Origin of the sequence: Fulvimarina endophytica, assembly GCF_003403015.1 — a bacterium.
Classification (GTDB): domain Bacteria; phylum Pseudomonadota; class Alphaproteobacteria; order Rhizobiales; family Rhizobiaceae; genus Fulvimarina; species Fulvimarina endophytica.
In genome coordinates, this window is sequence record NZ_QURL01000004.1 from 321,382 (window position 1) to 345,596 (window position 24,215).

General features: G+C 66.4%; 19 protein-coding genes and 1 tRNA gene. 2 read left to right on the top strand and 18 right to left on the bottom strand.

Annotation, left to right across the window (positions count from 1 at the left end):
* Positions 1-235 precede the first annotated feature (235 nt).
* The 10 genes from DYI37_RS10935 to DYI37_RS10980 form a co-directional block, all read right to left on the bottom strand.
* Positions 236-1,291: a 2,3-butanediol dehydrogenase gene (locus DYI37_RS10935; protein ID WP_116683258.1), complete on the bottom strand. Its 1,056-nt coding sequence runs from the start codon at positions 1,289-1,291 to the stop codon at positions 236-238.
* 26 nt (positions 1,292-1,317) lie between these two features.
* Positions 1,318-2,091, bottom strand: a complete 774-nt coding sequence (locus DYI37_RS10940; RefSeq protein WP_116683259.1) for an acetoin reductase — start codon at positions 2,089-2,091, stop codon at positions 1,318-1,320.
* 229 nt (positions 2,092-2,320) lie between these two features.
* Positions 2,321-4,138, bottom strand: a complete 1,818-nt coding sequence (locus DYI37_RS10945) for an NAD(P)/FAD-dependent oxidoreductase (RefSeq protein ID WP_116683260.1) — start codon at positions 4,136-4,138, stop codon at positions 2,321-2,323.
* Positions 4,139-4,305: 167 nt separating this feature from the next.
* On the bottom strand, positions 4,306-6,069 hold the full coding sequence (locus tag DYI37_RS10950) for a sigma-54-dependent Fis family transcriptional regulator (RefSeq protein ID WP_116683261.1): 1,764 nt from the start codon (positions 6,067-6,069) through the stop codon (positions 4,306-4,308).
* Positions 6,070-6,300: 231 nt separating this feature from the next.
* Positions 6,301-7,626 (bottom strand): TRAP transporter large permease, encoded by a 1,326-nt coding sequence (locus DYI37_RS10955; RefSeq protein WP_116683262.1) that lies wholly within the window; start codon positions 7,624-7,626, stop codon positions 6,301-6,303.
* Positions 7,623-8,198, bottom strand: coding sequence for a TRAP transporter small permease subunit (locus DYI37_RS10960; RefSeq protein ID WP_116683263.1), 576 nt, complete (start codon positions 8,196-8,198; stop codon positions 7,623-7,625). Before DYI37_RS10960 ends, DYI37_RS10955 begins: the two co-directional genes overlap by 4 nt.
* A gap of 74 nt (positions 8,199-8,272) precedes the next feature.
* Positions 8,273-9,331 carry a C4-dicarboxylate TRAP transporter substrate-binding protein gene (locus DYI37_RS10965; RefSeq protein WP_116683264.1) on the bottom strand — a complete coding sequence of 353 codons (1,059 nt, stop codon included), beginning with the start codon at positions 9,329-9,331 and terminating at the stop codon, positions 8,273-8,275.
* Between the two features lie 44 nt (positions 9,332-9,375).
* The gene (locus DYI37_RS10970; protein WP_116683265.1) at positions 9,376-11,757 is read right to left on the bottom strand and encodes a xanthine dehydrogenase family protein molybdopterin-binding subunit; all 2,382 of its coding nucleotides are present in this window, start codon (positions 11,755-11,757) and stop codon (positions 9,376-9,378) included.
* The gene (locus DYI37_RS10975) at positions 11,754-12,254 is read right to left on the bottom strand and encodes a (2Fe-2S)-binding protein (RefSeq protein WP_116683266.1); all 501 of its coding nucleotides are present in this window, start codon (positions 12,252-12,254) and stop codon (positions 11,754-11,756) included. The genes DYI37_RS10970 and DYI37_RS10975 overlap by 4 nt, the downstream gene beginning before the upstream one ends.
* Entirely contained in the window at positions 12,251-13,081 is an 831-nt protein-coding gene (locus DYI37_RS10980) for an FAD binding domain-containing protein (protein WP_116683267.1), read from the bottom strand. The genes DYI37_RS10975 and DYI37_RS10980 overlap by 4 nt, the downstream gene beginning before the upstream one ends.
* 140 nt (positions 13,082-13,221) lie before the next feature.
* Here DYI37_RS10980 and DYI37_RS10985 point away from each other — a divergent pair, with 140 nt between their 5' ends.
* On the top strand, positions 13,222-13,866 hold the full coding sequence (locus DYI37_RS10985) for a TetR/AcrR family transcriptional regulator (RefSeq protein WP_116683268.1): 645 nt from the start codon (positions 13,222-13,224) through the stop codon (positions 13,864-13,866).
* A 100-nt stretch (positions 13,867-13,966) separates the two neighbouring features.
* Here DYI37_RS10985 and DYI37_RS10990 read toward each other — a convergent pair whose 3' ends face one another.
* Together DYI37_RS10990 and DYI37_RS10995 are read right to left on the bottom strand one after the other, a co-directional pair.
* Complete coding sequence (locus DYI37_RS10990; protein WP_116683269.1) at positions 13,967-14,575, bottom strand: NAD(P)-dependent oxidoreductase; 609 nt, start codon at positions 14,573-14,575, stop codon at positions 13,967-13,969.
* Positions 14,576-14,601: 26 nt separating this feature from the next.
* Entirely contained in the window at positions 14,602-15,297 is a 696-nt protein-coding gene (locus tag DYI37_RS10995; RefSeq protein WP_116683270.1) for a DsbA family protein, read from the bottom strand.
* A 136-nt stretch (positions 15,298-15,433) separates the two neighbouring features.
* Here DYI37_RS10995 and DYI37_RS11000 point away from each other — a divergent pair, with 136 nt between their 5' ends.
* Complete coding sequence (locus DYI37_RS11000; RefSeq protein WP_116683271.1) at positions 15,434-16,348, top strand: LysR family transcriptional regulator; 915 nt, start codon at positions 15,434-15,436, stop codon at positions 16,346-16,348.
* Between the two features lie 159 nt (positions 16,349-16,507).
* On the opposite strand, the gene DYI37_RS11005 is transcribed toward DYI37_RS11000, so the two are convergent.
* The 6 genes from DYI37_RS11005 to ubiA form a co-directional block, all read right to left on the bottom strand.
* Positions 16,508-17,737 (bottom strand): RhtX/FptX family siderophore transporter, encoded by a 1,230-nt coding sequence (locus DYI37_RS11005; protein WP_116683272.1) that lies wholly within the window; start codon positions 17,735-17,737, stop codon positions 16,508-16,510.
* Complete coding sequence (gene rhtA, locus DYI37_RS11010; RefSeq protein WP_158555149.1) at positions 17,737-20,289, bottom strand: TonB-dependent siderophore receptor RhtA; 2,553 nt, start codon at positions 20,287-20,289, stop codon at positions 17,737-17,739. Before rhtA ends, DYI37_RS11005 begins: the two co-directional genes overlap by 1 nt.
* Positions 20,290-20,407: 118 nt before the next feature.
* On the bottom strand, positions 20,408-21,343 hold the full coding sequence (locus tag DYI37_RS11015; RefSeq protein WP_158555150.1) for a FecR family protein: 936 nt from the start codon (positions 21,341-21,343) through the stop codon (positions 20,408-20,410).
* 88 nt (positions 21,344-21,431) lie between these two features.
* The gene (locus tag DYI37_RS11020) at positions 21,432-21,950 is read right to left on the bottom strand and encodes an RNA polymerase sigma factor (RefSeq protein WP_116683274.1); all 519 of its coding nucleotides are present in this window, start codon (positions 21,948-21,950) and stop codon (positions 21,432-21,434) included.
* Positions 21,951-22,352: 402 nt separating this feature from the next.
* Positions 22,353-22,426, bottom strand: a tRNA-Gln gene (locus tag DYI37_RS11025).
* Positions 22,427-22,967: 541 nt separating this feature from the next.
* Entirely contained in the window at positions 22,968-23,960 is a 993-nt protein-coding gene (ubiA, locus tag DYI37_RS11030) for a 4-hydroxybenzoate octaprenyltransferase (RefSeq protein ID WP_116683275.1), read from the bottom strand.
* Between the last annotated feature and the right edge of the window lie 255 nt (positions 23,961-24,215).

Consider the following 24,215-nt stretch of genomic DNA (forward strand, 5'->3'; position numbering starts at 1 on the left):
GCGACGGAGGACGATCGCCGCGACCTCGAACGCCGCCGGCCGCGGACTCTGCCCGCCGGCGGACATCACGCCCGGACCGCGTTCCCGTGGAGCACGCACCGATTGTTCCGGAGATCGGAGCGAGATTAAGACCCGATCTTCAGGCGGCCGATGCGCAAGCAGAAAAGCCTTCGGCCCCGGACCTGATATTCGAGGTTCCGGGGCCGAAGGCGTTGTATGGAAGCCGTTCGTCCGATCAGGCCGGTGCTTCGACGAGGATCTTGATCTGGGACTTCTCGGCCACGAGCGCCTCGAAGCCGTCCTCGACGATCCGGTCGATGCCGATGCGCTTCGTCACCAGCCGGTCCGCCCGGAAATAACCCTGCCGCATGAGTTCGAGGACCGCCGGATAGACGTTGCGGTAGCCGATCGTGCCCCGGATCTCCTTTTCGCGAAGAACGACGGCATTCGGATGGAAGGAGGCCTCCTCCTCCCAGATCGAGACGACGAGGGTCTGCCCGTCGAAGCGCGTCGCCTCGATCGCCTGGGGCAGAACCTTCGGCACGCCGGTCACCTCGAAGGCGACGTGCACGCCGACGCCGCTCGCCTCGCGGATCCTTTCGACCGCGTCCTCGCTCGCCGGATCGATGGCGAGCGTCGCACCGAGTTCCATCGCCTTCTCGCGGCGCTTTTCGGACATCTCGACCACGTAGATCTCGGACGCGCCGGCGACCTTCAGGGCCTCGATGGTGAGAAGGCCGATCGGCCCGGCGCCGAACACCGCAGCCTTGTCGCCGGCCTTGAGCTTCGAGCTGCGCACGGCATGGAGGGCGACGGCCGCGGGCTCGACGAGGGCTCCCTGCTCGATCGAGAGATCGTCCGGCATCTTGTGCGCCATGCGGGCCGGAACCACCGAATAGGCGGCGAACCCGCCGTGACCGCCGGACAATCCGACGAAGCCCAGATGTTCGCAGAGATTGTAGAGGCCCTCCCGGCAGGGGGGACATTCGTCGCAGGCGAAGATCGGCTCGATCGCGACCCGGTCGCCGACGGCGAGACCCGTGACGCCCTCTCCGAGTTCGGTGACCTCGCCGCAATATTCGTGCCCCATGACGATCGGCGCCTTGTCGCCGCTCAAGGGGTGGTTCTCGCCGACGGGCACGAAGATCGGGCCGGCGAGATATTCATGGAGATCGCTGCCGCAGATGCCGGTCCAGGCGACCTTCAACTTGATCTCACCGGGACCGGGGCTCGGCTCCTCGACCTCTTCGACGCGAATATCCTTGGCGGCGTGCCAGCGTGCTGCCTTCATCCTAGACGTCCTCCCTTGATTGATTTTCAGCGATAGACCATGCCGCCATCGATCAGGATGGACTGGCCGGTCATGTAGTCGCTGTCCGGGCCTGCGAGATACGAGACCAGACGGGCGACATCCTCGGGTGTCTGCGATCGGCCGAGGGCGATCGTGTCGACGAACTTGTCGAACGTCTCGCCGCTCTTTGCCCCGGTCAGTTCGGCAAAGCGGGCGTCGATCTCCTTCCACATGTCCGTCCCGACGACGCCGGGACAGTAGGCGTTGACCGTGATGCCGTCCTTGGCCAGCTCACGCGCGGCGCTCTGGGTCAACGCACGGACGGCGAACTTCGTCGAGCAATAGGCCCCGAGCATCGCGAACCCTTCATGGCCCGCGATCGAGCAGGCCGAGACGATCTTGCCCCCGTGTCCGCGGGCCTTGAACTTCTCGGACGCGGCCTGAATGCCCCAGAGGACTCCCTTGACGTTCACCGCATGGACCCGGTCCATCTCCTCCTCGGTGATGTCGAGGATCGGCTGCACCTGGGCGATACCGGCATTGTTGACGATGACGTCGAAGCCTCCGAATTCCTTTTCGGCCGTGTCGATGGCCCTGACGACCTCGTCGCGCTTCGTTACGTCGGCCTGAATGCCGATCGACGCCGATCCGATGGCGGCGCTCGCATCGCGGGCGGTCTTCTCGTCGATGTCCACGAGAGCGACGGCGAACCCGTCTTCCGAAAGGCGGCGGGCGATCGCAAATCCGATCCCGCGTCCGGCGCCGGTCACGAGTGCCACCCGCTTCTGTTGATCGCTCATGGCTTTCCTCCCTGTTTGAATGAGACTTGATCCGGCCAATCGGGCCGGGAGCGACACGAAACTCCCGCGAGGTGCGGGGCTCCGGGGCCCTTGTCACGAGGCGGAGAGACGGGTTTCGCAAGACGCGCGATCCGGCGGACGAGGCAGACCTAACCCGTCGCCTCGTCCGTCCCGTCAGGTCCGCCGGCCGTCGTTTCACGCATGACCCGGCGACGGCCGTTACGGCGCCTCAGCCGAGGTGGTGGGGCTGTTGCAGGGCGTAGACCGGCGTATCGAGCCCTTCCATCCGGGCTTTCAGCTGCAGAGCGAGATAGAGGGAGTAGTGGCGCGACTGGTGCAGATTGCCGCCGTGGAACCACAGGGCCTCCTGCTGGGTCGGCTTCCACATGTTGCGCTGCTCGCCCTCCCAGGGTCCCGGATCCTTGGTCGTGTCGGAGCCGAGGCCCCAGACCTTGCCCACCTTGTCCGCGACTTCCTGACTGATGAGATCGGCGGCCCAGCCGTTCATCGAGCCGTAGCCGGTCGCCAGAACGACGAGATCGGCCTCGAGCTTCGTCCCGTCGCCCAGAACGATCCCGTCCTCGACGAAGCGCTCGACCCCGCCTTTGGCGAGTTTTACCTTGCCGTCGATGATGAGCTGGGAGGCGCCGACATCGATGTAGTAACCCGACCCCCGGCGCAGATACTTCATGAAGAGACCGGAGTCGTCGTCGCCGAAATCGAGATCGAATCCTGCCTTCTCCAGGGCCTTGTAGAAGTCCGCATCGCGTTCGCGGATCTCATCGTAGATCGGCTTCTGGAACTCGTGCATGATCCGGTAGGGCAGCGAGGCGAAGATCATGTCCGCCTTCTCGGTCGTCATCCCGTTCCGCACGGCCTGTTCGGAATAGAGAGCGCCGAGGCCGATCTCCATGAGGCTGTCGGACTTGACGATGTGGGTCGAGGACCGCTGGACCATCGTCACGTCCACGTCGTTCTCCCAAAGGGCCGCGCAGATGTCGTGGGCGGAGTTGTTGGAGCCGACGACGACGACCTTCTTCCCGGTCCACTCGTCGGGACCGGAATGTTCGCTCGAATGCTGGATCGTGCCCCTGAAGTCCTCCATGCCGGGGAATTTGGGCCGGTTCGGCTTGCCGCTCATGCCGGTGGCGAGGACGAGCTGCTTGGGCTTCAGCGTCAGCGTCTCGCCATCCCGGTCGACCTCGACGGTCCATTCTCCCGCCGCCTCGTCATAGCTGGCGGACCGGACGGTCGTCTTCGTCCAGTAGTTGAGCTCCATCACCTTGGTGTACATTTCGAGCCAGTCGCCGATCTTGTCCTTCGGAGCGAAGACGGGCCAGTTCTCCGGGAACTTGATGTAGGGGAGATGGTCGTACCAGACGGGATCGTGCAGGCAGAGCGACTTGTAGCGGTTGCGCCACTGGTCGCCCGGACGCTCATGCCTGTCGAGAACGAGCGCCGGAACGCCGAGCTGGCGAAGGCGCGCGCCGAGAGCGATGCCCCCCTGTCCGCCACCGACGACGACGACATAGGGCTGGACCGTGCGGCCGAGTTCGGCGGCCTCCGCTTCGCGCTGCTCCTTCCACGACGACCGGTTCTTGTCCGCGCCGTGCCTCGCCCCCATGGGTCGGTCGAAGCCCTTGGCCTCCTCGAACCCCTTCAACTCCTGCAGCGCCGTCAGAAGCGTCCAGATCTTGCCGTCCTTCAGGCGAAGAAGCCCCCAGCCGCGACCCGCCTTCGTTTCGAAGGTGATCCAGGCGGTGGTGACGCCGCCCTCTTCGGCAGGCTCCTCACCCTCCTGGAGGTCGAAGCCCGACGGCTCGATCGCGGAAAGCTGCTCTGCGAGCATGCCGCGCACGGCGTCCGGTCCCTCGACGGTCTTGATGTTCCAGGTAAAGGCGACGAGGTCGCGCCAGTAACTGTCCGCAAGGAACATCGACGCCGCGGCGTCGACGTCCCTGGCGCGAAGGGCCTCCTCGAATTTACCGAGGACCTTCCGGACCTTGCGCGCGGTTTCGCTTTCGGGCTGTACGGCCTGGTCGAGCATGTCATTCCTCCCGTTCTGACTGGGAGGACGATAGGAACGGCCAGGGCCATCCAGCAACGATCTCCGGCGGGCAAGGACCGAAAATCGTCGATCTCGCCATAGAGGCGTTGCATCGCGCAACGGCGCGCAACAAGGCGCAACGGGATGCAACGCTCAGGGCCGGATCGTCATGCCTCCCTGCCTTGCGCTCGAAGCCCCATGCGTTCGGCGCGGCGTTTCACGGTCGAGCGATCGACACCGAGCCGGCGCGCGGCCTCCGCCATGTTCCAGCCGCAGGCATCGAGAAGCGCGCTCAACTCTTCGACCGGCTCGGCCGTTCGGCCCATCGACCGGTCCTCGGACGGCGGGAGGTCGATCTCTTCGATGACCGGGCCGTCGCTCAAGGCGACCGCGGTATCGAGGACGTGTTCGAGTTCACGCAGATTGCCCGGCCAGGGACGCGAGGCGAGCGCGGCGCGCGCGGCGACGGTCAGCTGCCGCGATCCGGCTGCGCGGTAGCGAAGCAGCCGCTCGACCAGCCAGTCGAAATCGTGGCGTTCGCGAAGCGGCGGAACCTCGAGCGTCACGCCGCGCAGACGATGAAGGAGATCCGGACGGATACAGCCTTCGAGAGGGCCGCGCGTGGAGGTGATGGTTCGAACCGAGGGGTTCGCGCGCAGCTTGGTGACGAGAACGGGTTGCATCGGCTCCACGAGATCCTCGAGGCCACGCACGAACAGGCTGACCGGCTCGGCGCACGGTTCGAACGCCGCGTCGAGGCTCGCCCGATCGGCACCGGCGCATTCGAGGGTCCGGAAGGTTCCCTTCGGGGCCGAGATCGAATGGATCGCGCGGGCAAGCCGGCTCTTGCCGGTTCCGGTCTCGCCGAGGAGAAGGATCGGAATATCGGTGCGCGCGACGCGCTCGGCCCGATTGATGAGCGCGTCCATCTTCGGTTCGGGACCGGCGAACCTTGCGAGCGGGCTCGTCCGTGCCGGCGCTCTGCTCGGGAGTGGCGAGCGGGCGGCGACGCTCTGAGGCGCGATCGCGTGCACGAAGAGCGCCCCGCCATCGGGAAGGCGGACGATGCGCTCCTCGCGCGGACGGTCCCGCATGCGGTCGGGCAGATCGTCCATGCCGATATCGGTCAGGGTGTCGAGGTGGCGCCCGACAAGGGTTTCGGGATCGGCGCCGAACCGGAGAAGCGCCTCCGCGCCATGGGTATAGCCGAGGATGCGGCCCGACCCGTCGAGCGAGATCGCCGCCTCCGGATCGACGTCGAGGAATTCCGGACACCTCGACAGACGCAGCACCCAGTCGCGCCGGCTCATATCCATGAGATTGGCGAGCTCGATACGGCGGGCGGTGGCCTCGACGAGGTTCATCGCGAGGCGCTGACTTGACTTGGCGATCGGTGAGCGGAGCAGCGAGATGTCGAGAACGGCGGCGATCTTGCCCTGATGATCGTAGATCGGGGCGGCGGTGCAGGACAGCGCCGTATGCTCCATGCCGAAATGATCGTCCTGATGGACGGTGACCGACTGACCGGTGAAGAGGCAGGTTCCGACGGCGCAGGTGCCGGCAAGCCCCTCCGACCAGTCGGAGCCGAGATAGAGGCCCGCCTCCCGCAAGGGTTCGCGCGCCTCCTCGCCGCCGAAATAGTCGACGCATACGCCCGCCGCATCGGAAAGAAGAAGGACGTAGTTCTGACCGGCGATCTGCCGGTAGAGGGTGCTGAGGCCGGAGCGGGCGGTCGAGATCAGCCGCTCGATGCGGTCGCGATGGACCCTCAGCTCGCTCTCGGTGACGATATGGGCCGGCTCACGGCGCGCCGGGTCCATCCCGTACTGGTTGACGCAGCGCGACCAGGATGCCGCGACCAGCGGATCGCGGCAACTTTGCCTCCCGTTCAGAACGCCTTCGATCTCGCTCACATGGCTGCGATCCGACATTCACCGATCTCCTCCTCCGAAATCGAGAGAACACCTTAACACGATCTGTGCCCCGCGACGGAAGCCGGTCGAGATTTGCGGTCGAGGGCATCGCTCGGCGCGCCGTTCGCGCCCGGCGACGCTCGATCGGGATGCGGTCTTCGCGCCATGCTCCTCGAGCGACGAGACAGGCGCCCTGACGCGAAGCGGCTTCGTTTTTTCCGCGGCGAAGAGCGATATCGCGGATACAGCCTAGAGGAAGACGGTCGCGATCGACGGCACGGCGATGACGACGGCGAGAACCACGAGCATCACGAGGATGAAGGGCAGGGTCGCCAGAAAGATCGATTCCACCGATGTCGCGGGGTCGTTGAGCGTGTTGTGGACGGTGAAGACGGAAATCCCGAACGGGGGCGTCAGGAGGCCGATCTCGACCGCGATGACCGTGATGATCCCGAAATGGAAGAGATCGAAGCCGAGGCTCTGGGCGATCGGAGCCGCGATCGGCACGATGATCAGGAGGATCGACGTGGAGTCGAGGATCATCCCCATCAGGAGGACGATGAGGACGTAGAGGAGGATGAAGCCCCAATGCCCGAAGCCGCTTTCCACGACCAGTGTCTCGATCGCGTTGGGCAGGCCCGCGATCGACAGCATGCGGGAGTAGAAGCTGGCAGCGACGAGGAGAAGAAGGATCGAAACCGAAACCGTCCCGGTCTGCTTCATGACCTGCCACAGCTTCCGGCGATCGAGGCTGCGACGTGCGACCGCGATCACCAGGGCCCCGAAGGCGCCGACGCCGCCGGCTTCGGTGGGGGTGAAGTAGCCGGTGTAGAGGCCGCCGAGAACGAGCATCACGAGAAGCACGATGGGGATCAGCTTCAGGCCGATCTCGGCCGTGGACAGTTGCACCATGTCGGCGGTCCGGCGCTCGCCCATGGACTTCGGATCGGAATAGACGAAGCCGGGCGCGAAGGCCGCGAGCGTCATCAGCAAGGCGACGAAACCGAGCGCCAGCATGATGCCGGGGACGATCCCCGCGATGAACATGCTTCCGATCGAGACCTCGGCCAGGATGCCGTAGACGATGAGGAGCAGGCTCGGCGGGATCAGCATGCCGAGGACGGAGGAGCCCGCCACGGTTCCGGCGCTGAACGAGGCCTTGTATCCGTGCCGCGTCATCTCGGGGACCGCAACCCGCGTGAAGACGGCCGCCGAGGCGATCGAAACGCCGGTCACCGCCGCAAAGACCGTGTTGGCGGCAACCGTCGCAACTCCGAGGCCGCACAGAACGCGTCTCAGCAGCACCTCCGCCACCTCGAAGGTGTCTCGCCCGACATTGGAGACGCTGACGAGCAGCCCCATCAGCACGAAGAGCGGGATGGTGGCGAAGAGATAGTCCGAAATGCCGCTATAGGCGGTCAGTTCGAGCATTCGCAGGGAGAGATCGATGTTTCCGCGGATCAGCCAGATGCCGAGAAAGGCGACGCCGAGCAGCGCGTAGGCGATATGCATGCCGAACAGGACGAGCCCGACGAGAAGGCCGATCAGCATCATGCCGATTTCGAGTGACGTCATTTCCGTTGGCCTGCCGGTAGTGGCGTTCGGTTGAAGGCGCGATAGAGCGCCGCGAGCGATGCGGTGATCGAACCGAAGACGATGATGGCGCGGAACGGCCAGGTGGGCACGATGAAGACGCCCTGAACGCCGAAGAACTCGGCTCGCATATAGGCGGTGATCAACTTGTCTGAGGAAGACCAGGCGATGAGCGCGAAGACGATGGCGCCGGTGACGCAGAACGCGCTCTCCAGCGCTGCGGCAACCGGCCTGCTGAGACCGGCGATCCGCCGGTAGAGGAAGTCGGCCCGCGTAAGCCGCCCCTGCATCACGGCGGCGGCGGTCTGCAGAAAGACGATCGCGACCACGGAGTAACCGGCGATCTCGGCGACGCCGGTGATCGGCGCGTCGAAGAAATTGCGACCGATCACGTCCGAGACGATCAGGATCATGAGGAAGCCGATCCAGACGGTGCCGATCGCGGAAAGAACCGCCGCCACCGTTCCGAGCACGAAGCCGGCCGGGGCGTCGGCGAAAGCGGGAATGCCCTCGCTTTCTGCCTGCTGCGGTCTCTGAAGAGCTGTTTCGTCCATCGATCGTCTTCTCGGGGTCACGCGGAGGATCGCCGCCCGGCCGAGGGCGCGGGCGGCCTCGTGTCAGGGACGGATCAGCGCCCCTCGTCCCAGTTGCGCAGTGGGGTGGCGCCGCGTTCGCGCAAGGCCTCGAAATAGGCGGCGAGCACCGCCTTTCCGGCGTCCCCGGTCTGGTCAAGCCAGGGCTGGACGATGTCCGGAAGACCCTCGACCCATTTCTGCTTTTCGGCATCGTCGAGGTCGTGCACCTTGAGGCCCGCCGCCTGCATCTCCTCCATCGCCTTGGTGGAGAGTTCCGATACGTATTCGCCATGGGCTTTCGACGTCGCCTTGCCGGCCTCGCGGAATGCGTCCTGCACGGGCTCCGGCAGGCCGTCGTAGAAGTCCCTGTTGGCGGCGATCGAGCCGAAATACATCGAGCCGATGCCGACGCGGGTCAGTTCCGGCGCGACCTCGTAGACGCGGGTCGGCAGGATCCCGGATGCAAAGGAGAGCGTTCCCTCCGTGACGCCGGTCTGGATGTTGGTGTAGTAGGTCGTCAGTGCGCCATCGACGGGCGTTGCGCCCGTGCCCTGCAGCCAGTTCGCCGATGTGCCGGGAGCGTTCAGCTTGCGGTTCTGAAGATCCGACATCGTGTTCACCGGAAAGGTCGCATAGACGTCGTAGCTGTCGGTGATGAGCGATGACAGGGGGACCATGTTGTTGTCCTGCCAGCTTGCGGCGAGGTCCGGCTGGTTGACGTTGAGATCGTCGAAGATCTCGATCAGCATGGTGTGGTCGCCGGTCGCGAAGGGCGTGAAATAGGTGACGTTCTGGAGCGGCATGGTCGAGCCCTCCCAGACGGTTCCCACCATGCCGACGTCGACGATCCCGTCCTCGACGGCCGCTCGCGTATCGGTGTATTTGTAAAGCGTCCCTCCGTAGGACTCCATCCAGTCGATCTGGTACTCGCCCGTTCTTGCGAGGATCTCGTCGACCGTCGGCTGGAACGTGTTCTTCATCGCGTAGACCCAGATGTTCTGTTCCGGGTGCGAGGAGCCGATGTTCACGGTGATCGATTCCTGCGCGAGCGCCGCCACGCAGGATCCGAGAATGGCGATCGAGACGGTCGAGGCCGAAAGCAGTCTGTTCATATCATTCCTCCCGGATGACGCCGCTGGAGGCGGCTTTCTTCAGTTCACTTTCCGATCGCGCCGATCGCTCGCAGAACCCGTTCGGGCGTGAACGGCATGTGGGTCACACTGCCGCCGAGCGGGCGGATCGCATCGTTGATCGCATTCATGACGGCGGCTGGCGCACCGGCCGTGCCGGCCTCCCCCGCGCCCTTCGCCCCCAGCTCGCTTTCCGCGGTCGGCGTTTCCACATGTCGAATGATCATGTCCGGCATCTCGCCGGACATCGGCACGAGGTAGTCCGCCATCGTGCCGTTGAGGAGCTGGCCGGCCTCGTCGTAGCAGATCTCCTCGAAGAGAGCCGCGCCCAGTCCCTGGACGATGCCGCCGCGGATCTGCTCGTCGACGAGGAGCGGATTGATGATCCGGCCGCAATCCTCCACGCACCAGTGCTTGAGGAGTTTCACGAAGCCGGTTTCGGCATCGACCTCGACATAGGAGGCCTGGACGCCGTTGGTGAAGGCATAGGGATAGTCGGAGGTGAGGAAGTGCCGCGTCTGCATCAACTCGCGCGGCAGCCCCTTCGGCAGCGTATCGCCGCGGAAATAGACGATGCGTCCGATCTCGGCGAGCGGCATGCGCTCGGCTCCCGTTCCCGCGTCGACGACGATCCCGTCCCGGATATCGAGGTCCTTCGCATTCGCCTGGAGCATCGCGGCTGCGACGGCGAGAACCTGACCGCGCACCGCGCGTCCGGCCTGGAGCGCGGCTTCGCCGCCGATGCCGGCGCCGCGCGAGGCCCATGTCCCGCCCCCGAAGGGCGTCACGCGCGTATCGCCCGTCACGATGCGGACCATGCCCGGCGAGACGCCGACGGCCTCCGCGACGATCTGAGCCGTGATCGCCTCGGTGCCCTGGCCCTGTTCCGTCACGCCCGTGAGGGCGACGACGGAGCCGTCCGGGTCCATGCGGACGGTGCAGCCGTCCTGCGCCGAGATCCGCGCGCCGCCGATCCCGTACATGAAGGGGGACGGGTTGGTCAGTTCGATGAAACTCGCGATGCCGATGCCGCGATGGACGCCCTTCTCCCTGAGGGACGCCTGCTCGCTGCGCAGCGCCTCGTAGTCCATCGCCTCGATGAGGGCGTCGAGGCTCTTGTGGTGGGACAGGGCCTCGAGCTTGAGGCCCGCCGCGGTCGTCCTCGGATAGGCGTCGTCCCTGATGAGATTGCGCCGACGGATCTCGACGGGGTCTAGCCCCATCTGTGCCGCCGCCTTGTCGACGAGGCCCTCGGTGATGGCGACGGCGACCGGATGACCGACGGCGCGATACTGCGCGCAGATGCCCTTGTTCTGGAAGACGACCGAGGTGCGGCAGCGATAATGGTCGAACTCGTAGGGCCCGCCGATGAGGTTCGTGACCTGGAGCCCTTCGACCGCCGAGGTGCGCGGATAGATCGAATAGGGCCCGATGCCGGTCCAGTCGTCGACGTCGAAGGCGAGGATCCGGCCGGTCTCGTCGAGCGCGATGCGCCCGGTCGCCTCGTGGTCGCGGGCATGGATGTCGCTCGTGAACGCTTCCAGCCGGTCCGACGAGAACTTCACCGGCCGTCCGAGGATCTTCGCGATCGCGGCCGTCGCCACCTCGTCCGGATAGACATGGACCTTCACGCCGAACGACCCGCCGACATCGCCGCAGATCACCCGGACCCCGCTCTCGGGAATGCCGAGATGTGAGGCGAGAAGGACCTGCAGCATGTGCGGCGCCTGATTGGAGACATGCACCGTCATCTCGCCTTCGGCTTCGCTCCAGTCGGCGAGGATGACGCGCGGCTCCAGGGTGACGCCCGTGTGACGGGCCGTCTTGAAGCTCTCCTCCACGACCGTGTGAGCCTCGGCGAAGATCCTGTCGACCTCGCCCTTCTCATTGGTCTTGCGGAAGCAGAGATTGTCGCCGAACGCCTCATGGATAACGGGTGTCTCGGGGTCGAGCGCCGTGCGGATATCGGTGACCGCGGGCAAGGCCTCGAACTCGATCTCGACCATCGCCGCCCCTTCCTCCGCATCGGCTCTCGTGCGGCCGACGACGGCGACGACGGGCTCGCCCACCCAGCAGGCACGCTCGACGGCAAGGGGGTGCTGGGGCGGCGTCTTCATGCCTTCGAGATGGGCGAGCCTGCCCTCCCAGGGCGTGCAGACCTCAGCCAGATCCCTGCCGGTGAAGACGGCGAGGACGCCGCTCAGGGACTTCGCCTGCGAGGTCTCGATCGCCGCGATCCGCGCATGGGCATAGGGGCTGCGCACGAAGGCGACATGCACCATGCGCGGCAGAAGGATATCGTCGACATAGCGTCCGCGGCCCTTGACGAGCCTGCCGGCATTGGGACGCGGGACGGTGCGGCCGATATAGCTGTTGGGACGGTTCGGGTCCTCGAAGCGAATGGTCATCGGGCATCACCCCCGGCCCGGCCGCGCAGCGTCGTCTCGATCGCATCGACGATCGCCTCGTAGCCGGTGCAACGGCAATAATTTCCCGACATATGCTCCCGAATGCCCTCGCGGCTGGGGACGGCGTCCCGCTCGATCAGGACCTTGGCCGAGGCGAGCATGCCGGGCGTGCAGAAGCCGCACTGGAGGGCGTTGCGCTCGACGAAGGCCTTTTGCAGATCGGCGATCGCCCCGCTTTCGGTCAGCCCCTCGACGGTCCAGATCTCGGCCCCCTGGAGCTGGGCGGCTAGCGTGAGGCAGCCGCGCACCGTCTCGCCATCGACGATGACCGTGCAGGCCCCGCATACCCCGTGCTCGCAGCCGGCGTGGGAACCGGTCAGGCCCAGATCGGTGCGCAGCAGGTCGATCAGGTGACGTGCCGCCGGCACCGTCAGCTCGATCGGCTCGCCGTTGACGGTCATCTCGAGATCGATGCGATTGCGGAAGGTGTCGGTCATCGGGCCACTCCGAGTTCGGCGGCAAGGCGTCGCAGGACGACGCCGGCGAGATGGCGGCGGTAGTCGGCGCTCGCCTGGATGTCGCTCATCGGATCGACATCATCGGCGATGGCGGTGGCCGCAGCGTCCACATCGCCTCGATCGAGAGCTGCCATCGCGCCCTCGCACAGGAGCGGGCGATCGCCGAGCCCGAAGGCCCCGATCCGGTGCCTGTCGCCGCGCACGACGATCGCGAGGCCCGCGAGCGCGTAATCTCCGGAACGGCGGGTCAGTTCGAGAATAGCGTGCCTCTCACCGGCTTGCGCGACCGGTACCGAGACGGCGGTGAGGATCTCGTCCTCGGCGCGATCGGTTTCGAAAAGACCCTTGAAGAATTCACTCGCCGCCACGTCCCGCCGGCCGTTCGGACCCTCGAGATTGAAGATCGCGTCGAGCGCGACGGCGCAGGCGGGATATTCCGCGGCCGGATCGGCATGGGACAGAGAGCCCCCGATCGTTCCGCGATTGCGGATCGCATCATGGGCGATCAGCGGCGCGGCCTTGGCAAGGAGCGGGACATGCCGGGCGACGAGATCGTTCCGCTCGATCTCGCTGTGGCGGGTGAGCGCACCGATGACGAGGCGGTCGCCCTCGATGCGGACGCCGCGCAGGGCCTCGATGCCGCTGATATCCACCAGCATGTCGCCGGCACTGGCCCCGAGATTGAGCGCGGCGACGAGGCTCTGCCCGCCGGCCAGATAGCGCCCTGCCCCGTCCGCCTCGGCAAACAGGGATAACGCGTGCTCGATGGACCGCGCGCGTGCATAGCCCCCGATGGAAGCCTTCATGGCGTTCTCCTCCCACGGTCCTCCCAGACCACAATTGATCGCTCGATCTTGTTCATCAGACGATCAATAAGGTATCGATATCCGAACCGTGATAGGCAATCAAGAGGCAGGCCCTCCGATCGGGACGAGAGACTTTCGACATGGATGCAGCATCAAACCGGGAGGCCGTTCCGGAGGTCGACCGACGACGTCTTCCACCGCAGGAACGCAGGCAGCAGATCGTCGACGGCGCCGTCAGTTTCTTCGCGGAGGTCGGGCTCGACGGCAAAACCCGCGAACTCGCAGGCCGTCTCGGGGTCACGCAATCCCTGATCTTCAAGTATTTCGTCTCGAAGCAGGATCTCGTCGAAGCCGTCTACGAGCGCGTTTATCTGGAGCGGATCTCGCCCCATTGGCCGGCACTCATCCGCGACCGTTCGCGCTCGATCGGCAAGCGGATGTCGGAGTTCTACCGTGACTACGGAGGCCGAATCTTCGATCACGACTGGATGCGGATCTTCATGTTCTCGGGTCTCGCCGGCGCGCAGTTGAACAAGCGCTATCTCAACCACCTGCGCCTGACGCTGCTCGAACCCATGCTCGACGAAATCCACGTTGCGTCGTCGGGCGAGGTGGATGCGACTCTCGAGGATCTGTGGTCCCTGCATGGCGGGATCGTCTATATCGGCATCCGCCAGCACATCTATCAGATGCCGACACCCGACGATCCACAACCGGAGATCGATCGGATGATCCAGCGCTTCCTGCGCTCCTTCGGCATCGAGGAGGCTTGTGCGCCGTCCTAGAGCGCGGGGATCCGTCCGTCCGTGGTCGGGTGCGAAGACGTGCAGCCGGGCACTGGCGGCGCCCGTGACGGATCAGGGCGCCGCCATCGCCGGCAGGACGTCAGTAGCCGACGGTGAACCGCTGGCGGGAATGCCTCGGGGTCTCGATCTCGTCGACGAGGGCGATGGCGTAGTCCTCGAACGAGATGCTGCTGCCCGCCTCGTTCGTCAGAAGCGCGTCGCCGCCGAGACGGAACCGGCCCGTGCGCTCGCCCGGCACGAAGGCCGCCGAGGGCGACAGGAACGTCCAGTCGAGGTCCGTTTCCGCGCGCAGCTTGTCGAGGAAGACGCCGCCCTTGGTCGCCTCCTCCTTGTACTCTTGCGGGAACTGCGGCGTATCGACGAGCTTCACGCCCGGCGAGACCTCGAGGCTCCCGGCCCCGCCGACCACGAGATAGCGCTTCACGCCCGACGCCTTGGCCGCCGAGATCAACTGGTCGGGGTTGGAAGCGGTGAAATGGACCGCGCTGACGATGGCGTCGTGTCCCTCAAGGGCGGAGACGAGAGCGTCCGTGTCGGCGATGTCGACGGCCAGCGGCGTCACCCCCGGCAGCTTGGCGATCCTGTCGGCGTTGCGGGCAATGGCCGTGACGGCGTGTCCGCGCGCGGAGAGTTCGGCGGCGATGCGCGATCCGGCATTGCCGGAGGCGCCGATGAGAGCGATCTTCATGAGAGTGTCCTTTCGTGGTGTCGGGTTCAGTTCGAGCGGGCCTTCGCGCGGGCGGCGATCCGCTCGACGGCTTTGGTGGCGGCATCGGCACCGCCATAGAGATCGGCGCCCTGGACCATCTCGCGATGATCGCCGACGCTGACGAGAAGCTGCGGCACACCCGAGCACGACAGGGCCCGCATATGCATCAGCGTCTCGCGGACGCGCCCGTCGGTTCGCTTCGCCAGTTCGCCGTCCCGCACGAGCCGGTCGGCAAGGCTCGCCTCGTCCAGCCCATGGCCGTGCGAGCGGGCCACCTGCGCGGCGACGGCGGCCACGATGTCAGGCTTCGCCGTGTCCCTGGCCTCGACATAACGAGCCGTCTGGAGCGCGTGCAGCAGGACGGGCTCCAGCCTCGTGTCGATCGCGCCGAGCGCGACGATCGCCCGCGTGGCATGGGTCGAGTCGAACAGAGCCTCCGGGTCGCGCAGCACATGGTCGCGGTAGTCCTCGGTGAACCGCTGCCCGGTGAGTTCGGCGATGCGAGTGTCATTGCGCCAGGCATGGTCCGCCATGGTCGACATCGGCTGCGTTCCGCCGTTGGAAAAGAGGCCGGACGGCCGCATCGCAAGGGCGTCGGGATAGGCTTTTGCCAAGCCCGAAAGTGCTGGTGCGCTGGCGTAGCACCAGCCGCAGAGGGGGTCGAAGAAATAGTCGAGGTGGATCGTCAAATTGGCCGGCATGGGCCCTTTGCTCCCGTCCGTTGATGACCGTCGCCTTGGCGTTCGGTCGTTGGTCGAACGAGAGATGACACCGGATGCGAGGAGACAGAAGGCCGACAAACTTTACAAGCCGTATGCCAAAAGCAGACAATAAGGCATGGTCGAACCCCGTATCCTCAGCCGCTTTGTCTATTTCGCCGCCGTCGTCGAGACGCAGTCGTTCACGAAGGCGGCCGAGCGTCTCGGCATCACGAAGGCCGTCGTCAGCCAGCAGGTCGCCCGCCTCGAGGAAGATCTCGGAACGGCGCTCCTCGTGCGCACCACACGCCGCGTCGAGCCGACGGAGGCAGGACGCCTCCTGCACGGGCGTGCCGCCGCCATCCTGCGCGAGGCCGGCGATGCGGTGGCGGAGGCGACAAGGGGAAACGACCGCCCGCACGGCACGCTGCGCGTCCTTGCTCCAGCCGACTATGGAGCGCTCCGCATCGTGCCCATCCTTGCCGAGTTCCTCCGGCGATACCCCGAATGCCGGGCCGATCTGCGCCTCGGCGATCGGATCACCGATCTCCTCGAGGGCGAAATCGACCTGTCGATCCGGGTCGGCTGGCTCGCCGATACCAGCCTCCACGCCAGGCGCCTCGGCACGTTCGAGCAGTTGCTCGTTGCGGCCCCCTCGCTCGCTGCCCGCGTGAAGGAACCGAGGGCGCCGGAGGAATTGGCAACCCTGCCGCTGATCGTGAACACCGTCCTGCCGCAAGCGACCGCTTGGCGCTTCACCGGCCCTGATGGAGAAGAGGTCGTGGTCGACGCGCGAAGCCTCCTGTCGGTCGATACCGCCCGCGGTGTCCATGCCGCGGTGCTGGCGGGCCTTGGGCACGGCATCCTGCCGGACTTCATGGTGACGACGGACATCGCCGAGAAGCGGCTGGTCCGGGTGCTGCCGAACTGGCGTCTTCCGACCGGCGGCATTCACGCGGTCTTCCCCGCATCGCGGCTTCGGCCGACGAGGGTGTCCGCCTTCGTCGCCATGCTGATGTCGTCGATGCAAGGCGATCTGAAACAAGCGGGATGACCCGCATGAGCCACGGACCCTCGCTTGCGCGCCCCGTCTCCGCGGACACGAAAGACGTGAAGGGGAGTTTCATGCTCAGGGCGGATCAGCCACCGAGCCCATTCCCGAACGGACCCCCGGACATGCCAAGACCTTGACGGTCGCGCCCAAGGCCGGCCTTCAGGCGTTCGGCCGGTGCAGCTTCATGAGCAGCATCCAGGCGACGGCAATGCCGAGGCCGGACAGCACGGTCGCCGCCGCGAAGAGGTTGGCATAGCCGAAACGGTCGGCGACGAAACCGGCCAGCGCCGAGCCAGCCATGTAGACGACGAGTTCGGCGCAGGTCAGGAGCGTGAAGTCGGTTCCCGGCTGGTCGCGCGAGGCAAGCCCCATGAAGAGCGAATAAAGGGCGACGAGTTCCATGTAGCGCAGGAAAGTCTGAAACGCCGAAGCCGCCATGGCGACCTCCATGCCTGGCCACAACGAGACGGCGTTCAGCGAGAAGGCGAGGAAACAGAGGGTCCGCAGGGCTCCCAGCCCGATCAGGGTGGGCGTCAGGCCGAAACGACGGATCGCCAGCGCCGCCGTAAGCGCGCCGACGAGGCCCGACGTCGCGGCCGCGGCGCCCGAGAGATAGCCGATCCAGGCGACCGGAAGACCCGCATCCACGAGATAGGCGCCTTCCATGCCGCGCACGAGCCCCTCGCTCGCCCGGTAGGTCAGGGCGAAACCGAGGAGCACCAACGCGTCGGGGCGACGGAAGAAGACGAGAAGCGAGGGCCGCCGGCGCTCCGGCGGCGCATCCGTTTCGTCGTCCTGCATCCAAGGCGTGACCAGCAGCGGCAGGAGCGACAGCGCGGCAACGGTAAGGAGCGTCGTGCGCCAGCCCAGATAGCCGAAAAGCACCAGAGCCAGCGTTCCGCCGAGGATGACGCCGAGCGCCACCGCGCCGGCCTGGATCGCATTGCCCAAGGGGCGCGTCGCAGCCGTCAGCATGCGGGCCGCGTAGCCGTCCGTCGCGATGTCCTGGGTGGAGGACAGGAGCGTGATCGCGGTCGCGATCGCGAAGATCGCGCCGACATCGGTCGGCTGCACGAAGGCCATCGCGGCGATCCCCGCGCTCACCAGGATCTGCGTCGGAACGACCCAGCCGCGCCGGTGCCCGAGCGCTGCGAGAGGCGAGAAGCGGTCCACCAGCGGCGCCCAGGCGAATTTGAGGATCAGCGGGATCATCAGGAGCGAGAAGAGCCCGATCGCCGTGCGCGACGCGCCGCCTTCGCGCATCAGCGGCGGCAAGGCGACCAGAAGGAGATATGTGGGCACGCCTTGCGCGAGATAGAGCCCGCCGAGAACGGCGTAGAGCCGCCCCGCCGGGACGGCGCGCGCCGCCCCGTCCACCGCCGCCGCCATCAGAACTCCTTCGACAGCGAGACCGAGAAGGTCCGCCCGCGACCGCGATAGTCGAAGATCGCCTCGCTCGCGAGCGCGCCGTAGAGGTTGGCTGCGCGCTGGCCCCACACGGTCGTGTAGTCCTTGTCGAAGAGGTTGAGCACGCCGAAGTCCACGGTCAGGTCCTGTTCGGCGAAGCGGTAGGAGCCCGTGAGGTCGAAGAGCGTGTAGCCTTCGATCTTACCGCCGAAATCGTCCGCGAGGTCGAGCGTGTGCTGTCCGTCGAGGCGCAGGCCCAGGATATCGTTGGTCCAGCCGAGATGGCCGCCGAGCTTGGAGACGCTGCTGGTCCCCACCGTATCGCGCAGCCAGTCGCCGTTCCGGTCGATCTCGGTCCGCACGAGGTGGAGGTTCGCGCCCGTGTCGAAGCCGAAGGGAAGCTGGACGCCGCCTGCGGCCTCGAAGCCGTAGACGCGCTTGTCCTGGTCGCGCACCTCGATCGCCAGCGTCTGGCGGTCGATCTCCACGACCTTGTCGGACAGCGAGGCGTATCCGGCGAGCTGGAGGTTCCACGAGCCGTCGTCGAAGCGGTAGCCTGCCTCGAACGAGTTGGTCTTCACCGCCTGGAGCGCCGACGAGGCGACGTCGACGCCGTTCAGGAAGACGTAGCGGCCGGCGCGGAGCGCGTAGGCGCCGATGCCGTAGTACTTGGCCGGATCGGGGAGCTCGAACCCTTGCGAGACGTTGGCATAGACCTGGCTCGCATCGGTCAGGGCATAGGTGGCACCCGCGTTGAACAGCGTCGCGCCGTAGTCGACCGAGCCGCCGGGGATGGCGTCGGCCGTGCGACCAAGACCCAGGAGGATCTGAGTCTGCTGTGCCGCGCCGACGAATTCGGATACGTCCGTATGGACATACTGGTAGCGCACCCCTCCGGAGAAGGTCAGTCGATCGGTCGCTTCGAACTTGGCGTCCGCGAAGCCCGCCAGCGTCGAGACCTTGATGTCGGGGTAGAGACCGGTGACGCCGAGGGTCTGGAAGCGCAGGGCCCCGGTCCGAGCCGCGATCCGGGAATCGAAGACGGATTGCGTCGCGGAAAAATCGTCGATGTCGCCGTCGACGCCATAGGTGATCGACAATCCGTCGAGCGGTTCGGCGACCAGCGCGGCCTTGAAGCCGTAATAGTCCGTGTCCTGCTGGCTGGCGCCGAAATAGAGCGAGCGTCCCGCCGTGCCCGGGAAGGGATGGAAGCCGAGCTCCTCGCTTCGGAAGAAGGCCTGGACGAGGAGCTGCTGGCCGAAGACGTCCTCGTCGGAATAGCTGGCGTTGAGAAGCGAGCGCTTCGTTCTTGGATCGACGTCGGAATCGTATCCCTCCCGCACGCCGAACAGGGACGGGTTGCGCAGGGCCGAGAGATTGGGGCCGAAATAGAGGCCGATCGGGCTGTCCTGTCCGCTGTCGTAGATCTGCCCCGTGATCTCCAGGCGGCGAACCGGATCGATCTGGTAGCCGAGCGAGCCCATGAGATCGAAGCTGGAATTGTAGGCGTAGGATGTCTGGGTGATGTCCGGGATCAGCAGATTGCCGGATCCGTCGTAGAAGGCGCCGATGTCGCGCCCGGCGAGCGACAGGCGCGCGTCCCAGGTCTCGTCCTTCCAGGTGACCGCCGCGCCTCCCTTGAGGTCGCGGTCGCGGCTCGACTGGAAACCGGTCTCGATCCCGCCCATCACCTCGCCATGGAGCCCCGGCTCGGCATTGCGACCGGACTTGGTGATGATGTTGATGATGCCGCCGGTCGCGTTGCCGCCGTAGATGGCGGTCGCGCCCGACAGGACCTCGACGCGCTCGATGTTGAACGGATCGATCGAATCGAACTGGCGCGACAGACCGCGCGCCGAGTTGAGCGAGATGCCGTCGATCAGGATCAGGGCCGTGCGGCCGCGCAGGTTCTGGCCGAAGGCGGTGCGCGCGCCCCGGCTCGCCGCGTCGAAGCTCGGGATGCGCTGGCCGAGGATCGTCTGGAGCGACTGGCCGGCCCGCGCCTGCGCCTGGATCGTCTCGCCCTCGACGACATAGACCGTGCGCGCCGTCTCGGAGATCTGCTGCGGCGCACGCGATGCCGTCACCACGACCGCGTCGAGCGCGATCGCGTTCGCGTTCGCGTTCGAGAGTGCGACCGTGTTGCCGGCGCCAGCGCCAGCGCCCTCGACGTCCGCTTGCGTCCCGACTGCCTCCCGGCGGCGGATCGTAATCGTGCCGTCCGGCGCGAAGACGGGCTCGAGATCGGTTTCCGAGAGCAGCCGATCCAGGGCCGAAGCCGGCGTATAGGTACCGCTGAGGGCCGGGCTCTGCCGGCCCGCCGTCAGCTCCGAGGGAAAGAGAATGCGGCGGCCCGACTGCTCGGCGACCTGCGTCAGCGCCCGACCGAGCGGCTGGGCCGGCAGGTCGAAGGAAACGGCGGCCCCTTGCGCCCGAGCGGACCCGAGCGGCAGCGCGCCGGCCCCGATGCCGGCGACCGACAGGAGAAGCATGGCATGCCAGGCTCTGCGGATTGTTTCCTTGCGTGCGACCACGTTCGATACCCCTCGTCACTCGTGTCCCCGCGAGCGCGATCCCCGTTCGAGCGCCCGCTGAAGGAAAGACGACGGGGCGCCGGCGATCTTGCAGCGCGGCCGACGATTTTTTTCCCGCTCAGCGGATGAGGGTGACGAAGGGCAGCCGATAGACACGAACCGGCAGGGTCGCCTCGATGGCGGACAGGACGCCTTCGGGATCGTCGAGGCGAAAGCTCCCGGTCACGGTCAGGCGTTCCAGCGTGGGATCGAGAAGGAGGATCGGTTCCGATCGATAGCGGCCGAGTTCGGCAACGACCTCCCCCAGCGGGCGCTCCTCGAACCGCAAGCGGCCCCGGCGCCATGCTGTTTCGGCCTCGACATCGAGAAGCGCGGCGATGCCGAGGGGCATGCCGATCCGCGCCCCCTGCCCGCTCGCCAGTTCGAAGGGCCCCGACGGATCGCCTTCCACCCGCACCCGTCCTTCCACCACACTCACCGTATCGGCCAGGGTTCCGAGGTTCACGTCGAAGATCGTGCCGATGGCCTGGATCCGGCCGCGCGGCGTTTCCACGACGAAGGGGCGCCGGGCGTCCTTCGCCACACGAAAGGTCGCCTGCCCGGCGTCGAGGCGGACGAGGCGAAGGGTCGGGGAGAAGGATGGGCGAAGGCGGGTGGCAGCGTTCATCTCGACGGCGCTGCCGTCGGAAAGCTCCAGCACCCGGCGCTCGGCGATCGCGGTGGCGATCGTCGCCCGTGCGTCCGGAGCCATGCGGTAGAGTCCTCCCGCGACGACGACGAGGCCTGCGGCTCCACCGAGGACCGCGCGTCTGGAGAACCGCCTGCGCTCGCGCCGCTCGGCGTTGCCCGCAGGCCCGAGGAGACCCCAGAGGCGTTCGGCCTCTCCCGCCGCCCTCTCGTGGTCGGGGCTTTGCAGGCGCCAGAGCGCGAAGGCCTCGTGGTCGGCAAGCGTCGCGTTCCCGGAACGAAGCGCGATGACCCAGGCGATCGCCTCGTCGCTCAAGGCCAGAAGCCGGCTTTCCTCGCCATCGTCGCTGTCGCCCTCGTCCGCCATGCGCGCGTCATCATCCACAAATGAGAAAGCTTGGAGGCCCCATAGTCCATGACGAGGCGGGCCAAGCGTTCTTGCAGTTCCAACACCCTCAATTCTCGCGGGGAAGATGGTCGCGGCAGTGGCGAAGGGCCTGCACCAGATACTTGGCGACCATGCTGGCCGATACGCCGAGCCGTTCGGCGATCTCGGCATGGGTGAGCTGGTCGCAGCGCGCCATCAGAAGCGCCCGGCGCGGCTTGTCGGGAAGAAGGGCGAGAGCCTCGACCAGAGCCCGCAATTCGTCGCGGTCGATCGCCTGCGTTTCCGGCGAGGGCGCCGCGTCAACCAGCCGCTCCAGGACGGCGTCGGTCAGCGGCAGCGCCGCGCGCCGGCGGTCGCGGCGAAGAAGGTCGATCGCGATGTTGCCGGCGACGCGCAGGAGATAGGCGTGGCGATCGAGGATAGCGGGCGCCGTTTCCGACGCACCGGCGATGCGCAGCCACGTCTCCTGCACGGCCTCTTCCGCCACATCGACCGAACCGGTCCGGCGTTTGAGAATGGCAAGCAGCGAGCGCCATTCCCTCAAATAAATGCTGGCAAGCTCGTCAGCCTTCAAAGAGGCAGCCATCACGGTCCCACGGGCCTTCCGATTCCAAACGGTCCGGTCGTGCCTATCTCAAAACCTGACTATAGTCATCATGTTTCTAGCGATGAGCCAGTTATCACCGATCATCAAGCGGTAAGTCGTCGGGCGGGTGGGGAGCGCCGGCCGTGCCGACACCGACATTCAGGCTCGCACGCTGACGAGAAGCCCCCCCCCCCGCACGAGCATATGCACCTTTCCGGAGACCGAAGCCTGACGCATCGGGCCGAACCCGAGATCTCGCTAGAGGCAGCGCCACCCAATGATCCAGCACTGGGGGATGGCCATCACCTCTGGGCTACAGGTTTGGGCCCGAGTGCGAGAAACGACGGCAGAGGGATTCTCAGCCGCGAGAAACATACAGGATTACAATGACTTGGAGAGTGCTGGCTGGGGAACCTGGATTCGAACCAGGACTAACGGAGTCAGAGTCCGTGGGTCTACCGTTAACCTATTCCCCAGCAGGGTCCGGATCGTGCGGACTGGCGCTCGTATAACGGTTCGCGGCGCGAAAGGAAACCCTGTCCGGCAGAAAATTTGAGCTGGGTGTGGAGGTGCGCTTCCGGCGTTCGCCGGGCGCGGATGCTTCGCGGTGGGCGGCGGGCAGAGGGGCGGAAGGATATGGCGGCGGCGACCTGCTCCGCGATCGGGGAGCGGCCGGTTCGCTCCGTTTCGAAGCGGGATCGCCTTCGGATCAAAGAAATGCCGTTGTCAGCGGAGCGCGCAGGCTTCGGTCGCCGGCATCCTGAAGCGGAATGTGTGTGTCGAGACCGGGCGCCCGCGCAGGACGGGAATGCCGGTATGGCCGCGCCTCTTCTTTCCTTCACCAGCCCGCCCTGACTTGGCCGTGCACCTCTCATCGCCTTGGCTTGCGTCACCTCGTTTGGCTTGGCCGTGCCCAGCCAACCCCGGCCCCGACCTGGCCTCGCACCGCTTCGCAGTGCCGCGCAGAGCTAAGCTGAGATTCAGACTCACCTCGCCCCAGCCGACCCCCGCTGCGCCTTATGGAAGCGTGATCGACCACAGGGCGGAGAAGACCAGACCGAAGAACAGGATCCAGCCGAAGGCGCCGTTCGATCGGAACAGGCGCAGGCACTGGGCCGGATCGTCGATGTCGAGACTGCGGATCTGCCAGCCCATCTGCGCCGCGCCGATGGCAAGCCCCGCATAGGCCGGCCAGGCGACGCCCGCCGTCCCCGTCCCGGTGGCCGCGAAGGCGCAGAGAAAGAGGAACAGGGCGCCGCCATAGAGCGCGACGATCGCCTGCTTCGTGTTCTTTCCGAAAAGCTGGGCGGTGGAGCGCACGCCGACCAGCGCATCGTCCTCCTTGTCCTGATGGGCATAGATCGTGTCGTAGCCGATCACCCAGAGAAGCGAGCCGAGATAGAGCAGCACGGCGGCGATGGAGAGGGAGCCCCAGTAGCAGGCCCATCCCATCAGGGCGCCCCAGGAAAAGGCGAGGCCGAGGCCGAGTTGCGGCCAGTCGGTCACGCGCTTCAGGAAGGGGTAGATGGCGACGGTGCCGAGCGAGGCGATGCCGAGGAGGATGGCGAAGGCGTTGAACTGGATCAGCACGACGAAGCCGGTCAGCGCCTGGGCGACCATGAAGAGCTTGGCATCGCGCCGCGAGACGCGCCCGGAGGGAAGCGGGCGCGAGCGCGTGCGGGCGACGGAAGCGTCGATACGCTCGTCGACGAGGTCGTTATAGGTGCAGCCCGCCCCGCGCATGGCGATCGAGCCGACGAGGAAGAGGAACAGGTGCCAGAGGCTGGGAAGCCCGGTGTGGACGGCGCTCGTGGGCGCTGCGAGCGGCGCAAGAGCCGCGGACCACCAGCAAGGCCACATCAGAAGCTGCCAGCCGATCGGCCGGTCCCAGCGCGCGAGCTGCGCATAGGGCCAGAGCGCCTGCGGCAGAAAGCGATAGACCCAGTTCTGCGAAGGCGCGTCGGCGACGCGGTCGGTCTGGGTGGTCGTCGTCGGATCGGGATTCGCCATGCAAGGGAAAAAGCGTGTTCGAACCGCGCCAGTCAAGCCTTTTTCCGAAGCCCTTCGGCTGGAGCTCCGATCTCGAAAACACGCCGGCCGACTTGACCCCCGGGCAGCGCCATGGATAACGCGGGCTCCAGAGCAGGGAGAGGAAACGTGGTCACCGGTTTTCCGCTCGCATCCTGCGCAACACAGAGTCCGGAGCGCGGTGTTCGATGAGATCGAATGCCATCGCGCTCCGGAGGCGGCCGGCATCGGCCCCTG